Origin of the sequence: Algibacter lectus, assembly GCF_900112395.1 — a bacterium.
GTDB classification, from domain to species: Bacteria; Bacteroidota; Bacteroidia; order Flavobacteriales; family Flavobacteriaceae; genus Algibacter; species Algibacter lectus.
The window spans coordinates 67,059-81,034 of the sequence record NZ_FOLN01000005.1 but is presented as its reverse complement, the minus strand read 5'-3'; the positions used below and the strand labels follow the sequence as shown (position 1 = coordinate 81,034).

At 32.6% G+C, this 13,976-nt stretch carries 11 protein-coding genes; 9 read left to right on the top strand and 2 right to left on the bottom strand.

Features of this window, described 5'->3' with window-relative positions; genetic code table 11:
* Positions 1–583: 583 nt before the first annotated feature.
* The 6 genes from BM246_RS10285 (at position 584) to BM246_RS10260 (ending at position 7,488) form a co-directional block, all read left to right on the top strand.
* Complete coding sequence (locus BM246_RS10285; protein ID WP_074937697.1) at positions 584–3,268, top strand: T9SS type A sorting domain-containing protein; 2,685 nt, start codon at positions 584–586, stop codon at positions 3,266–3,268.
* 298 nt (positions 3,269–3,566) lie between these two features.
* Positions 3,567–3,764 (top strand): hypothetical protein, encoded by a 198-nt coding sequence (locus tag BM246_RS10280; RefSeq protein WP_042495598.1) that lies wholly within the window; start codon positions 3,567–3,569, stop codon positions 3,762–3,764.
* Positions 3,765–4,035: 271 nt separating this feature from the next.
* On the top strand, positions 4,036–4,413 hold the full coding sequence (locus BM246_RS10275) for a hypothetical protein (protein ID WP_139221878.1): 378 nt from the start codon (positions 4,036–4,038) through the stop codon (positions 4,411–4,413).
* Between the two features lie 118 nt (positions 4,414–4,531).
* Entirely contained in the window at positions 4,532–5,332 is an 801-nt protein-coding gene (locus tag BM246_RS10270; RefSeq protein WP_042495592.1) for an MbnP family protein, read from the top strand.
* Between the two features lie 127 nt (positions 5,333–5,459).
* A complete protein-coding gene (locus tag BM246_RS10265; RefSeq protein WP_042495590.1) occupies positions 5,460–6,506 on the top strand; it encodes a cytochrome-c peroxidase in 1,047 nt (348 codons plus the stop codon).
* 46 nt (positions 6,507–6,552) lie between these two features.
* Positions 6,553–7,488: a transporter family protein gene (locus tag BM246_RS10260; protein WP_175489791.1), complete on the top strand. Its 936-nt coding sequence runs from the start codon at positions 6,553–6,555 to the stop codon at positions 7,486–7,488.
* A 113-nt stretch (positions 7,489–7,601) separates the two neighbouring features.
* Here the strand turns inward: BM246_RS10260 and BM246_RS10255 are convergent, their stop codons facing one another.
* Positions 7,602–8,540, bottom strand: coding sequence for a LysR substrate-binding domain-containing protein (locus tag BM246_RS10255; RefSeq protein ID WP_042495587.1), 939 nt, complete (start codon positions 8,538–8,540; stop codon positions 7,602–7,604).
* Positions 8,541–8,644: 104 nt separating this feature from the next.
* On the opposite strand from BM246_RS10255, the gene BM246_RS10250 reads away from it, so the two are divergent.
* The gene (locus BM246_RS10250; protein ID WP_042495584.1) at positions 8,645–9,124 is read left to right on the top strand and encodes a Dps family protein; all 480 of its coding nucleotides are present in this window, start codon (positions 8,645–8,647) and stop codon (positions 9,122–9,124) included.
* Positions 9,125–9,204: 80 nt separating this feature from the next.
* Here the strand turns inward: BM246_RS10250 and BM246_RS10245 are convergent, their stop codons facing one another.
* Positions 9,205–10,185, bottom strand: a complete 981-nt coding sequence (locus tag BM246_RS10245; RefSeq protein ID WP_074937692.1) for a helix-turn-helix domain-containing protein — start codon at positions 10,183–10,185, stop codon at positions 9,205–9,207.
* 146 nt (positions 10,186–10,331) lie between these two features.
* On the opposite strand from BM246_RS10245, the gene BM246_RS10240 reads away from it, so the two are divergent.
* Positions 10,332–12,698 (top strand): TonB-dependent receptor, encoded by a 2,367-nt coding sequence (locus BM246_RS10240; protein WP_074937688.1) that lies wholly within the window; start codon positions 10,332–10,334, stop codon positions 12,696–12,698.
* A 133-nt stretch (positions 12,699–12,831) separates the two neighbouring features.
* Complete coding sequence (locus BM246_RS10235) at positions 12,832–13,971, top strand: PepSY-associated TM helix domain-containing protein (protein ID WP_074937686.1); 1,140 nt, start codon at positions 12,832–12,834, stop codon at positions 13,969–13,971.
* The last annotated feature ends 5 nt before the right edge of the window (positions 13,972–13,976 follow it).

Sequence of the window (13,976 nt, the reverse complement as noted above, 5' to 3'; positions counted from 1 at the left end):
TGATCAATAGTCTTCAAAATAAAATTTTTCGAGTGTAAGTAGTACCTGAGTAGTTTAAAATACAAGTAATCATTAAAGTCTTTTAGATATTTGTTGGTGCATTAATAAAACTAATAGGCGCTGTATTTCGAGAATAAACTTCATATCGATTAACAAAATGGTAAGGATTAGATTTTTTAATGCGCAAAAAGTAGAGGGTTGAGAATACATTAAAATTTGTTCTATTAAAAACGAGTTAGCTATTACTAAAATTTAATAGATATGTTTTATTGCTAAAAGCGATTACCTATTTCATTAGGTAGTCGTTTTTTTTGTTTTCAAAAAGACTGTTTAATATGGAGGAATTACTTTGGTTATTATTAAAAATACAGGTGTGTTTAAAGCGCTTTGTGTTATCAGTATAATCATTGTAATGGTACATATTTACTGAAGTGTGTAGTACCTGAGTAGTTCAAAATTATTTATTTAAAGGTAGTGTGTAGATATTTGTATTGTAATTATCTAGGTCTAAACTAAGTCTTAGTTAATTTAATTAAACGACACAAAAAACATATTTATTTAAACTTAATTAATTCATCAAGAAATGAGAAAACTCTACGCATTTGTATTAACTGCATTTTTTTCAATTTTATCGTTTGGGCAAAACGATAAAAGTTGGGCAAAAATGGGATCTAGTAAAAATGAAACATTTTACAGTGTTCAAGAAAAATTTAATCAGTACTGGGAGAATAAAGCTCCAGAAAAAGGACAAGGGTATAAAATTTTTAAACGTTGGGAAAATCAAATTGCAGATAAAATTTACCCATCTGGAGATATGTCTTTACCATCTCATACGTATCCAAATTTTATTGAGTGGCAACAACGTTACAATAATAAATTAGCTAGAAATGCTAACAGTAAAATGAAGGCGACATTAACATCGTCTCAATGGGTATCTTTAAATCAAAATGCGATTGCTTCAGGGTACGATTCTGGATCTGGTCGTTTAAATTTTGTGACTTTCGATCCAAATAATCCAACAACAACTATGTTTGTTGGAGCACCAGATGGTGGACTTTGGAAAACAACAGATGGTGGAACTACTTGGACAACTAATACCGATTATTTACCTATAATTGGTTGTTCTGGTCTAGTTATCGACCCAAATAATACAGATATAATGTATTTAGCTACTGGAGATAGAGGTAGCGATAGAAGTAGTATTGGTGTCATGAAATCTACCGATGGTGGTTTAAACTGGAATACTACAAGTTTAGTGTTTACAGCTCAAGACGAATATAAAATCAATAAAATTGTTATGGACCCAAACCAATCAAACATCATGTTGGTCGCCACAAACAAAGGAATTTTTAAAACTACCGATGGTTGGGCGACACACACTGCTCCAAGTGGTACAGAAACTAGTCCTACTTTTACATTTTTCGATATCGAATATAAGCCAGGCAGCTCAACTGTAGCTTATGCTGGCGGGTATGAAATGTATAAAACATCAGACGGTGGAGATAATTGGGATTATATAGATTCAGCAAACTTACCAAATGCTAACGATGTTATTAGAATTGAATTAGCCGTAACAGAAGCTGATAGTGATTATGTATATGCTATCGTAGGGAGAGAAAGTGATTCAGGGTTTGAAGGGTTTTACCGTTCAACAGATAGTGGAGATACATTTACAAAACAATCATCTGCATCTACACCAAATATTTTACATTCAGATATGGCTCCAACTGCAGCGTCAGAAGGAGGGCAAGCCAATCATGATTTAGCAATAACAGTGTCTCCAAATAATGAAGATAAAATTACAATTGGAGGTGTAAACCAATGGCAATCTGTCGATGGTGGATTAAACTGGACGCGTATTACGTATTGGAGAGGTACAGACCCAAACCACCCAGGGGAAGGTGACGCACCAGAGGCTTATATGCATGCAGATGTACAATATCTTCAATATTTACCTGGAGATACGGCTACAACTACCTTATTCGCAACCTGCGATGGTGGTATTTACAAAAGTACAGACGATGGTATATCATGGACAGATATTACTTCTAATATTGCTGTAGGTCAACAAACTAATATTGAATTATCTGAAACAACCGAAGATTTTTATTTCGCAGGCTTACAAGATATTGGTTCGCTATTACATAAAAACGGAGCTTGGTCTGTATTAACCGGTGGTGATGGTGAAGATGGTTTTATTGATAGAACTAACGATAACTATATTGTATCATCTACAACCAATGGAGATTTCTTTTTATCTACAGATGGTGGTGCTGATTATAGAGATGTAACTTGGACAACACCTTTACCAAAAGGTCAATGGTTTAGCCCGATAGAGCAAGACCCAGGAAATGTGGACAACGTTTACATTGGTGGTCGTCCGCACTTATATGTAAGTACAGATATGTTTTCGGGTAATAGTGATTTTACACACAGCAAAACAGGAGCTATTGCTCCAAGCCCAGCAGATAAAAATATTTTAAGTTTTGAGATTGCACCAAGTAGTAACAATGTAATCTATGTGATAAAAGAGAATATTATCTCAAAATCTACAAATACGGGGTCTACATGGACAGATATTTCTGCAGGTTTACCAGTTGCAAATGCTAAATTAAAAGATTTAACCATCTCTAATACCGATGCATCTAAGGTTTGGGTTGTGTTTTCAGGATATTCAGATGGTGAAAAAGTATACAAAACTACAGATGCAGGAGCAACATGGGTAAACGTATCAAACGGATTACCTAATATCCCAATGAATACTGTTGTTTACAGAAAAAATAGTCTTTACGATGAGGTTTATATAGGAGCAGATTTAGGCGTTTATGCTATCGATAATAATGTAAGCTCGGCAGTTCCATTTTTAACCGATTTGCCAAAATGTGCCGTTCAAGATTTAGAGATATTCTATCCGACAGAATCTACTGGAATAATTAGAGCAGCAACTTATGGTAGAGGTAGCTGGCAAGCAAATTTAAGCACAGGTCCGTTAGTAACTTTAGGAACAGACGAAGTAGCTGGTTTAAGCTCTCAAGCTCCAGTTTTATATCCTAACCCAGTTTCAAACGGTGTTTTAAATGTAAAATTAGTAAACACAGATAGTAATTATGTGTACTATTTATATAATCTTCTTGGAGAACAAGTACTTAAAGGTACTTTAGATGTTTCAAACTCTGTAATATCTTTAAAAGATAAAGCAGCAGGAACTTATATTTTAAGAATGATTAGTCAAGATAAAATGTACACACAAAAAGTTTTAGTAAAATAAAATTTTAGTTTACATAATCTAAAAAGAGCCTCTATCATAAGAGGCTCTTTTTTTATGCCCTAAACTAAGCAGTTCACAGCATTTGTTCAGCTTTTTACATATTTCTAAGAATAATGCTTATAAATTCTCATACTCGTAATTACAGCGTTAAATAATTATAAACAAATAGTTTTATATGTGTTAATGTTATCTAAAATTATAAGTATTGATATTTTTTTTACTAAATTTATAATCTAATAATCCCGAGCTTATAAATTAAATCTACTTTTTATTACAAACCTAAACCAAACCCAATATTATGGCAAGAGCAATGCTTGAGTACACTAAAACAGTGCTTAATAAAGTTAGTTTCGACACATCGTTGTTTTGCAAAGAGGTAAAAAAGGCCCTAAACCGATTGTTACCTTACGAGATAGAAGAACTTAAAATCTTTATACAATCGCTCGTTCAGCAAAACCCAGAATTAAATCAATGTATGGTACTATTAGACCATTAAGTTATAAAGCGGCCAAACGGTCGCTTTTTTTTTTGAATAAAATTAGGGCGTTCCCCATACTGTGCTTTAAGGGCACAGTATGGGGCAGGCTTTCACTACTCGCTCCCTTCCGTTGGTCGGGGAGCTTAAACAGGCCGTTCAATCCTTAACGCAGGGCAATCGGTAAGCGCAGTTATTAAAATTAAAAACCGTTAAAGTTTTAAACTAACGCAAGTTTTTCTTATAAAAATAATCTAAACTTTTTTACATTTGCCAAACTATAAAATTACCGTTGAAAAAGACTTTTGTATTCATATTACTCATTGCCTTTGTAATAAAGCCACTCTATAACCTGAGTTATTTGGCTTATTACGAAATAAATGTGGATTATATTACCGAGGTTTTCTGTATCAACAAAGAAAAAGTAGAACTCGCCTGTAACGGTAAATGTCATTTAGCAAAACAATTACAAACCGATACCAATCCTCAAGACGATAGTAAAACAGTAGTATTATTAACCGAGTATTTATTCGCGCTATACTTTCAAGAAAACGAAAATTTCAATTTAAAGGAAACTCAAATTCCTTTAAATAAAATAGTAAATACAATCTGTAATAGTAGTTATGCATATTTATACGAGCATAACCATTTTCGTCCACCAATGGTGTAATTTGATTTCTTAAAAAGGCAAACCAGCCTTAAACATACTTATTAAAATCAATTTTACAATAATTTAGCAGCCGTCCAAATAATGACGATAAGGCTGTTATATACTTATACCATTACTAATGAAAATTTTAAAATATACAATCGCACTTTTATTATCTATAACTATCGCTTCATGTTCATCAGACGATGATGGTAATACAGAAGATTTAACAGGACAAACAGGAGATTTAATCCTTAAATTCGATAACGGTGTTGGCGATCAAGATTTTATTTTCGGAACAACTTACACTAAAGATAACGGTGAAACTTACCAATTAGAAACATTAAAATATTTAATATCAAATGTAAGCTTAACAGATAGCGACGGTAATGTTTACACATACCCAGCAGAAGACAATATCTTTATTGTAAGTGAAGCAAACGGAAATACTGCAGGCGAAATCTATATTACTTTAGAAGATGTAGATGCAGCAAATTATACTCAAGTAACTTTTGGAATTGGTATCGATCAAGAGCGTTATGCTTCTGGAGCAGATGGTCAAGGAGATTTCCTTACTACAGCGCAAGATGAAGGTATGATGTGGTCTTGGGCCACTGGATATAGGTTTATGAGATTCGATGGAACTTATACTTCTGAAACGGAAACTGATGCAGCATTAAACATCCACATGGGAAGCGTTGGTACGGCTATAGATAACTACAAAGAAACAACCTTGACTTTTCCAAACGAAGTATTAGTAAGAGAAGGTAATGAGCCATCGGTACATATTAAGGCAGATATTGCTCAGGTTTTTGATGGTGTAACTTCTGTAAGTTTCGATGATGGTTATGCACAAGTGCATACCGATGAAACTACAACAGGTGTAATTGCAACAAACATGAGTGGCATATTTTCTGTACACCACGTGCATAACGACTAATTTTTTTTAGATAATAATTTCCTCGGTATAACCTACCGAGGAAACTTATTTGTTTTATCAAACAAAGGAGTGTATTTATTAATACCAAAGAGGTAGCGTTTATTTCGTTGGTTTAACACTTATTAAAATGAAAAAAATAGTTCTTATTACTTTGGCAGTTGTCAGTGTCCTATCTTGTTCCAAATCATCCAATACAGAGGTTTATGTTCCGGTGTATTTAAATGTAGAGCAACCAGCTAATTTTCCGGAAATGGGTTATAATCTGGATAATAATCCAGTAACTGAAGCAGGTTTCGAGTTAGGGAAAAGCTTGTTTTACGATGGTAAACTATCGGCAAACGATGCTATTCCATGTGCTTTTTGCCATGAGCAAGCCTTTGCTTTCACTCACCACGAACACACCGTTAGTCATGGTGTAAATGGTGGTATTGGAACGCGTAATGCGCAACCCATTCAAAACTTAGCATATCAATCGGAGTTTATGTGGGATGGTGCCGCTACGCATCTAGATTTTCAACCTATAATTCCATTAACAAGTGAGGTTGAAATGGGAGAAACTTTAAGTAATGTATTAAGTAAACTTAGTGCAGATGCTTATTATCAAAAGCAGTTTCCAAAAGCTTTTGAAGATGGCGAGATAAATAGCGAAAATATGCTAAAAGCGCTTTCACAATTTATGCTTATGATGGTGTCGTCAAACTCAAAATACGATAAATACGTAAGAAGTGAAGACGGTGTGGTGCTAACCGAAATTGAATTGGACGGTTTAAATACTTTTCAAAATAAATGCGCAACCTGTCATGCTACCGATTTATTTACGGACCATAGTTACCGCAACAATGGCTTGTCAATAAATCCGAAGCTAGATGATAAAGGACGATATGATATTTTTGAAGACCCAGCCGATTTATATAAATTTAAGGTGCCAAGTTTGCGTAACGTAGAGCTATCATTACCATACATGCACGATGGACGCTTTTCTACCTTAGAAGCCGTTTTAAATTTTTATGATTCTGGCATGACCGATAATGGTAACGTAGACCAGGCGTTTAATAGAGAAGATGGGAGCTTGGGTATCACACTTTCCGATTACGAAAAAGAGAGCATAATAGCATTTCTTTACACATTAACAGATAATGAGTTTTTGACCGATGATAGATTTTCAGAATATTAAAAAAATAAGCGTTCTTGCGGTTGCATTTGTGCTAAATATAGGGGTGATGGAAGCAAGGGAGATAGATCCGCCATTTGGTGTTCACGAACATGTTTTTGAACCATTAAGCGTTATGTGCGATTTGTGTGGTTGTTCTACTAGTTCAGGTAGTTTTGGTTTTGGTACATTAAGCAATGCTAATTTTGTTGGCATCCGTTATATTTATCAAAACTTCGAATCTAAAGATGGAATTTTTTCTAACTCTCCGATAACTAAAGAAACCTTTAATACGTATCAATTATGGGCGCAATTGCCTATAAATGATGCCTTTTATGTGAGTGTGAATGTGCCTTATCAAGATCTAAATAGAGAGTATTCCGAAGGGAATAATGAAAACCTAAATGGTTTGGGAGACAGTAGTGTTATGGGCTGGTATAAATTACAGTTTTATAAAAAAGAAAGCGACTCCCTAACCTTTAATACCGAGCGTATAGCGTCGGGACACTCTCTACAATTTGGTGTTGGTGCAAAACTTCCAACGGGTAAGTTTGAAGAAGCTTTGGCAGATAATGTTAATCCTGGTTTTCAGGTTGGTACCGGTAGTGTAGATGGTGTTTTTGCTGTTGGCTATAATTATGGAACTAATAAATTTGGAGTAAATACACTTATGACCTATTACCTGAAAGGCGAAAATAAAAACGATTATCAATTCGGAAATCAGTTTAGTTATTCAGCTAATTTTTTCACAACCTTTCCGAAGGAAACTTACAATATAATGCCATTTATTGGGGTTTCTGGTGATGTCTACGATAAAATCACTCAATATGGCGAAACTTTAGCAGATACTGATGGAAAGATATTAAGTGGTACTATAGGTTCTGAATTTGCTATTGAAAAATTTATTTTCGGAGCAAATTACACTGCGCCATTAAGTCAAGATTTATTTGGCGGGAATGTGAAATCTAAAAACCGTTTTTCTATTTACGTCAACTTTGCGCTATAATATCTTTTATTAAAAGTATATGTAAACCAGGTGTTTGCCAACAAAAAAGATTCACAGAGAAATTAAACTTCTGTGAATCTTTTTATTTTATATAAACCTTATTGGAATAGTTTCTATTTCGGTAATGGGCTAATAATTTTTACATTTTGGAAAGCAATCGCTCCACGAACCACACCGGAAATAACATCTTGTAAAGCTTCGATAATCTGCATTTTTAACTCGCTTTTATGGTAAATCAAACTCACTTCACGAGCAGGAGATGGCTCGTTGAAATAGCGTAGATTCTCTTTTTCTTTTTCGTTAATTTCTAGGGTATGTAAATAGGGTAGAAGCGTCATGCCTAAACCTTCATTAGATAGTCTAATTAAAGTTTCAATGCTTCCACTTTCTAATTGAAATGTTTCATCGGTTTGATTTTTAAACGCTTTACACAGGTTTATTACACCATCTCTAAAACAGTGACCATCTTCTAAAAGTAGCATATCATCTACATCTAAATCTGATACATCAATTGTTTTGTTTTTATATAGTCTGTGGCTTTTTGGTATATAGCTTACAAAAGGCTCAAAATAGAGTACACGCTCTTTTATGCTTTCATCTTCTAAAGGTGTTGCGGCAATGGCAGCATCTAAATGACCATCTTTTATACGTGCCATTATTTCTTCCGTAGTTAATTCTTCAATTTTAAGTTTCACCTTAGGGTGTTTCTTTATGAAGTTTTTCAAAAACATAGGCAGTAGAGTAGGCATTACTGTTGGTATAATTCCTAATTTAAATTCACCACCAATAAATCCTTTTTGTTGATCTACAATATCTTGAATTCTGTAAGATTCGTTTACAATATTTCTAGCTTGGGTTACAATTTTTCGCCCAACATCGGTAAGTTCAATAGGTTTTTTACTTCTGTCAAAAATTAAAATATCGAGTTGATCTTCTAATTTCTGAATTTGCATACTTAAAGTAGGCTGCGTAACAAAGCACTTTTCGGCAGCTTTAGTGAAGTTCTGGTTTTCGGCAACAGCCAAAACATAAGATAATTGGGTAATTGTCATAAGAATCAATTTTGACTATAAAAATATAAAAACTATCAATAAAACTTATGCTAAAAAGCTTTTTTTATGACTTAAATTTGTATGAACATAAAAAACACATCGTAATGACTTTAAATACAATAGGTTTAGATACCATAAAAACACAAGAAATAGCAACAGATTTGAATCATCTTTTAGCTAATTTTCAAATATATTATCAAAATTTAAGAGGTATTCACTGGAATATTAAGGGTAAACGTTTTTTTGATTTACACGTTAAATTCGAAGAATTGTATACCGATGCTAATACCAAGGTAGACGAAATTGCAGAGCGTATTTTAACTTTAGGGGATACACCATTACATACTTTTGAAGATTATGCAGCGAAGGCACAAGTACCTGTTGGTAAAAATATTTCTCAAGATGATTTAGCTGTTAGGTTAATTGTAGATTCTTTAGCTCAATTATTAAAAATTGAACGTGAAATATTAGAAAAAGCAGGCGATGCTAGCGATGAAGGAACAGGTTCTATGATGAGCGATTTTATTACCGAACAAGAAAAAACTGTTTGGATGATGAAAGCTTGGTTGAACGAAACAGTTTAAAATAAATTAATTGATTAATAGCGAAAAAAGGCGATCTACTTAGGTCGCCTTTTTTATGTTTAAAAATATCTGTTTTGCCACTAAGTTAGATCGCTTGGTAAATAACCGTATATTTTTTTAAAAGCTACAGTAAAATGTTGCGGATGCTTATACCCAACATGGTATGCCGCTTCTGCTACTGTACATTTTTTTTCTACTATCTGTTTTTTAGCCTGTTCCATTCTTAAACAAGATATGTATTTAAAAATAGTTGTTGAAAATATTAATTTAAAGCCCTGTTTTAATTTTGTGGTGTTCATACCTGCAATTATGGCTAATTCAGGAATTGTTAAGGTGTCTTTTAAATGTGTATTTATATAACATTCTACTTTTAGTATGGCATTATAATCCGTTTCAGGAAGATTGAAAGGTGTATCCGTATTAATGTTATCATTGGTTTGTGCTAATAATAAAATAAGTAACTCCTTTATCTTGGCTTCTAAATAAGGTTTTTTTAAATCTTTGTGATAATTACAAAATACAATTTCATTAATATGGTTTTGTAAATCATTAGTTATTGGTTGGCTTTTATCCCACATAAAAAAAGGTGTTTTTCTTGATATGGCGGTCCCAAATCGATGTAGTATCTCATTAAAATTTTCACCTATTATATCTTTTAAGTAATTTTCGGTAAATAGAATTTCTAAGGTTTTTCTATGTCCTTTTTTATAGGTTAGTGTCCCCTGAACTTTTGGTAAATAGAATAAATTGTAATGCGCATTAGGGATATAAACTTTAGGCTGGCATTTATCTAAAGGCTCATAAAAACTAGAGCCTTCAATTTCAAATTGTAATTTAAAAAACGGAAAATCGTGCTGTACATCAACACTGTAATCTTCGGTTTTAACATTTCTTATTAAAATACGTAGACCATTAATAGATATTTCAATCAATGTACCTTTTACTAAAGCATAATCTATTTGTTTCTTTTGTTCAATAAAACCCGAAGTTTTAAAGTCTTTTTCAAAACGTTTAACCAAAACGTTGTTTTCAAACATCGAACTTTTTAGTATGGTTTTCATTACTTCTTTTTACGTTGGTTAAAAAACTCTTTGCGTTATAGCCTAAAGGGCGCACTTATCTACATTTGCACAAAAATATAAATATTATTTATATTTAGTCTAAATTAAAGTAAAATCCTGTTTTTTAATAAAACCAAATTAATTTTATGAAAGTATCAAAAATTTTAAGCACAACTCTTGCTTTGCTTATGCTAGCAACCACTTATGCTCAGGAGAATAAAGGTCGTATAGCCGGAAAAGTTTTAACATCGGATAATAGTCCAGCAGCTTTTATTAATGTTCTCATTAAATCTACTAAAATAGGAACTATGACCGATGAAAACGGGGAGTATTCTATTAAAAACATTTCTTATGGAAATTATACATTAAAGTTTTCCTTAATGGGAATGGAAACAAAAACAGTTGACATAGAGGTAAATGAACCTGAAGTTAAAATCAACGATATTATTTTAAATGAAAACCAAGAACAATTAAGCGAGGTAATCGTTATTGCTGAGCGTTTAAATCAATTTGCTCATAAAGAATCGGAATATGTTGCTCGCGTACCATTAAAAAATATTAACAATCCACAATCTTATTCTGTGGTAACTAATGCTTTATTAAAGGAACAAATAAATACAGATTTACCTTCTTCTTTTAAAAGTATTACAGGTGGTGGTTATGTAGAATCTAACGATGGTAACGTAAGTGTATATTTAAGAGGGTTTAGGTCTGATGTTCATTTAAGAAACGGTGGGATAGCTTGGATTAAGGCTCCAATTGATCCTCAAAATATTGAAAGAATAGAACTTGTTAAAGGTCCGGCATCTTTATTTTATGGTGCTAATGTTAACAATGTAGCGAATTTTGGTGGTATTGTAAATAAGGTTACTAAGCAAGCTTATAGCGGAAAAAAACTAGATATTGGTTATATCACTGGCCGTTGGGACCAAAATAGAGCAACCATTGATTATAATACAGTATTAGATAAAGAAGACCAAGTGTATTTTAGATTTAATGGAGCTTATAACACCGAAAATAGTTTTCAGGATCAGGGCATTAAAAGAGAGTTTATGCTTGCTCCCTCGTTAACTTTAAAATTATCAGATAGATTAACAATTCAAGGAAACTTAGAATACAACCAGAGTAAACGTAATTTAAATTTTGCTAGAGGTTTATCTTCTAATCTTATTTCTGATAGTGTCAACTCTTGGGATGATTTAAACTGGGATTTTGATACAAATTATGGTACTAATGAAATGGCAGGTTATTTTTCATCTGTAGTAAGTCAAATAAAAATAGATTATAAACTTACACATAGCTGGACAGCCAAAACAACATTTACTAAAGCGAATTCATTTACCGATGCTAATTACCTAAGAGTTGTTATGCTCGATGAAACTAACGTTGGCAGATATTATCTTCAATTAGACCCTAGAGAAACAGATAATACACATATTCAACAAGATTTTTTAAATGTAATTGAAGGCGAAAAAATTGATAATAAATTTGTAGCAGGTTTAAGTTATTTAAATAATTTAGATGATACACAGCGCACGGGAGTTTGGAATGCTATAGATGCCGTAGATATTACAAACCCGGTAATAACAGGTCTAACAAACGAGCAGTTTGAAGCCAATATAGCCGATGAAACAAAGAATAAAACAATTACTAAGTTTCAAACTTTAGGCTTTTATGTTTTCGATGCCATAACTTTAAATAAAGAATTAACTTTTACTGGAGGTTTACGTTTCGATCGTTTTATGTCTGACAATACCATATCAAATGGAGCAGAAGGAAGTAATGGATATAACCAAAATGCACTTAGTACTAAATTAGGTTTAGCCTATAATCCATTTGATGATAAAGCATCATTATTTGTGAATTATATGGATGGACTTAGTAACAATGCACCATCAGATAATGGAAATGGTGAAATTATTACTTGGGATGCTGAAAGAGCTAAGCAATTTGAAGTAGGAAGTAAATTAAATTTCTTTAATGGTAAATTATTAAGTACCATTAGTTATTATAATATTAGAATTGATAATGATATTATTGTTGATGAAAATGGTATTAGCTCGCAAACAGGAGAAACATTAAGTAAAGGTTTTGAAATAGACCTTATAGCAAACCCATTACCAGGTTTAAATATTGTGGCTGGTTTCAGTAAAAATAATGCAACTTTAGAAAAAGTGAGTTCAGGAAGTGAAGATCTTATTGGAAATAGTTTAAGTTATACACCAGAAACTGTTTGGGATTTTTGGTTGAGTTACCAGGCCTTAAAAGGTAAAGTAAAAGGTTTAGGTTTTGGAGTAGGAGCCAACCATATGAGTGAGATTTACAACAGCACAACAAACAATTTTGGTTCCGATGCTTATACAACCGTAGATGCAACAGCATTTTACAAAAAAGGCAAGTATAAAGTAAGTTTAAAAGTAGATAATCTTTTGGATAAAGAATATTATAACGGATATGGAATTCCGCAAAAACCTTTCAATTTTAGAGTAGGTTTATTTTATAGTGTTTTTTAAATAAAGTAAAAGCTAAAGAGAACGCTAGTTAGTAAGGCGTTCTCTTTTTGATTTTCGTATAAATTCAAAATGTGTTAATTGAATATTATCTAAGGGACGGTGATTTTTACTGTCCTTTTTTAAGGTTAAAAAAATGGCTAAAAAGAAAAATAAAAGTAAGTTTCAAAAAGTAGTAGCTTGGCTTCATCTTTGGCCAAGTTTAGTGTCAGGAATTATAGTTTTGTTTGTCTGTCTTACAGGTACAATTATTGTTTATAGTGATGAAATCATGGATTTATCAGCAGGTAGTTCGCTATACGTTACTCCACAAGAAAATAGAATTACTCACGATGAAATTTTTAATAACATAGAAGGTTTAAACCCCAATTACCGTATTTCAGAACTGGTGTTTTTTAAAGACCCAGCTCGTAGTATTAGACTTCGTGTGTTCGATATAAAAGAAAAAAGCTTGGTTATGATTTATATGAATCCTTATACGGGCTCTGTTTTAAAAATTGATAGTACTGTTTATTTTTTCTTTGTAGTGGCACATTTACATGCCGAATTGTTGGCAGGGCCTATTGGCGGATGGATTGTAATAATTTCTACAATTATTTTCTTAATAGGTTGTATTACAGGTTTGGTGTTATGGTGGCCTAAAAAATGGACAAAAGCAACGAGGCAAGCTAGTTTTAAAATAAAATGGAGAGCTAGATTTAAACGTTTAAATTACGATTTGCATAATGTGCTTGGCTTTTATGCTTTGCCTAGCAGTATTATTTTAAGTATAACAGGGTTAATTATATTCTTTCATCCTTTAATGGATTTTACTGTAAAGCTCTCTGGTGGTGATACCGAAAAATTAGAAACCTTTTTACCAAAAGCTGATAGTACACTTGTAGCGAAAGATTTAGTATCTCTGGCTTATAAAACTTTAGAGAATGAATACCCCGAAAAAGAAGCTGTGAATTCGTGGGTTTTTAATTTGGATAAAGCAGGTAGTTATACGTTTAATTCTGGTAAACCTGGACTTAAAAGTATTGAAAATTTAGATGTAACCGTTTACAATAAATACACCGGAGAAAAAATAGAAATGCAAAAACCTTTAATTATTAAGACTAAAACAGAAAATATTGTTTGGCAATTACATATGGGACAGTGGTGGGGCCAAATAGGTAAGTTAATAACCTTTCTCACAGGTGTTATTGCAACATCATTATCTGTCACCGGGTTTTTAATTTGGTGGGGCCGAAGAAAAAATAAAAATAAAAAACCTAAAGCAAGTTTAACTTAAAACTT

Excerpts from the sequence above, each read along its gene's own strand:
- BM246_RS10285 (WP_074937697.1), top strand. The coding sequence starts at position 584 with ATGAGAAAACTCTACGCATTTGTATTAACTGCATTTTTTTCAATTTTA.
- BM246_RS10280 (WP_042495598.1), top strand. The coding sequence starts at position 3,567 with ATGGCAAGAGCAATGCTTGAGTACACTAAAACAGTGCTTAATAAAGTT.
- BM246_RS10270 (WP_042495592.1), top strand. The coding sequence starts at position 4,532 with ATGAAAATTTTAAAATATACAATCGCACTTTTATTATCTATAACTATC.
- BM246_RS10265 (WP_042495590.1), top strand. The coding sequence starts at position 5,460 with ATGAAAAAAATAGTTCTTATTACTTTGGCAGTTGTCAGTGTCCTATCT.
- BM246_RS10260 (WP_175489791.1), top strand. The coding sequence starts at position 6,553 with ATGGAAGCAAGGGAGATAGATCCGCCATTTGGTGTTCACGAACATGTT.
- BM246_RS10255 (WP_042495587.1), bottom strand. The coding sequence starts at position 8,540 with ATGACAATTACCCAATTATCTTATGTTTTGGCTGTTGCCGAAAACCAG.
- BM246_RS10250 (WP_042495584.1), top strand. The coding sequence starts at position 8,645 with ATGACTTTAAATACAATAGGTTTAGATACCATAAAAACACAAGAAATA.
- BM246_RS10245 (WP_074937692.1), bottom strand. The coding sequence starts at position 10,185 with ATGAAAACCATACTAAAAAGTTCGATGTTTGAAAACAACGTTTTGGTT.
- BM246_RS10240 (WP_074937688.1), top strand. The coding sequence starts at position 10,332 with ATGAAAGTATCAAAAATTTTAAGCACAACTCTTGCTTTGCTTATGCTA.
- BM246_RS10235 (WP_074937686.1), top strand. The coding sequence starts at position 12,832 with ATGGCTAAAAAGAAAAATAAAAGTAAGTTTCAAAAAGTAGTAGCTTGG.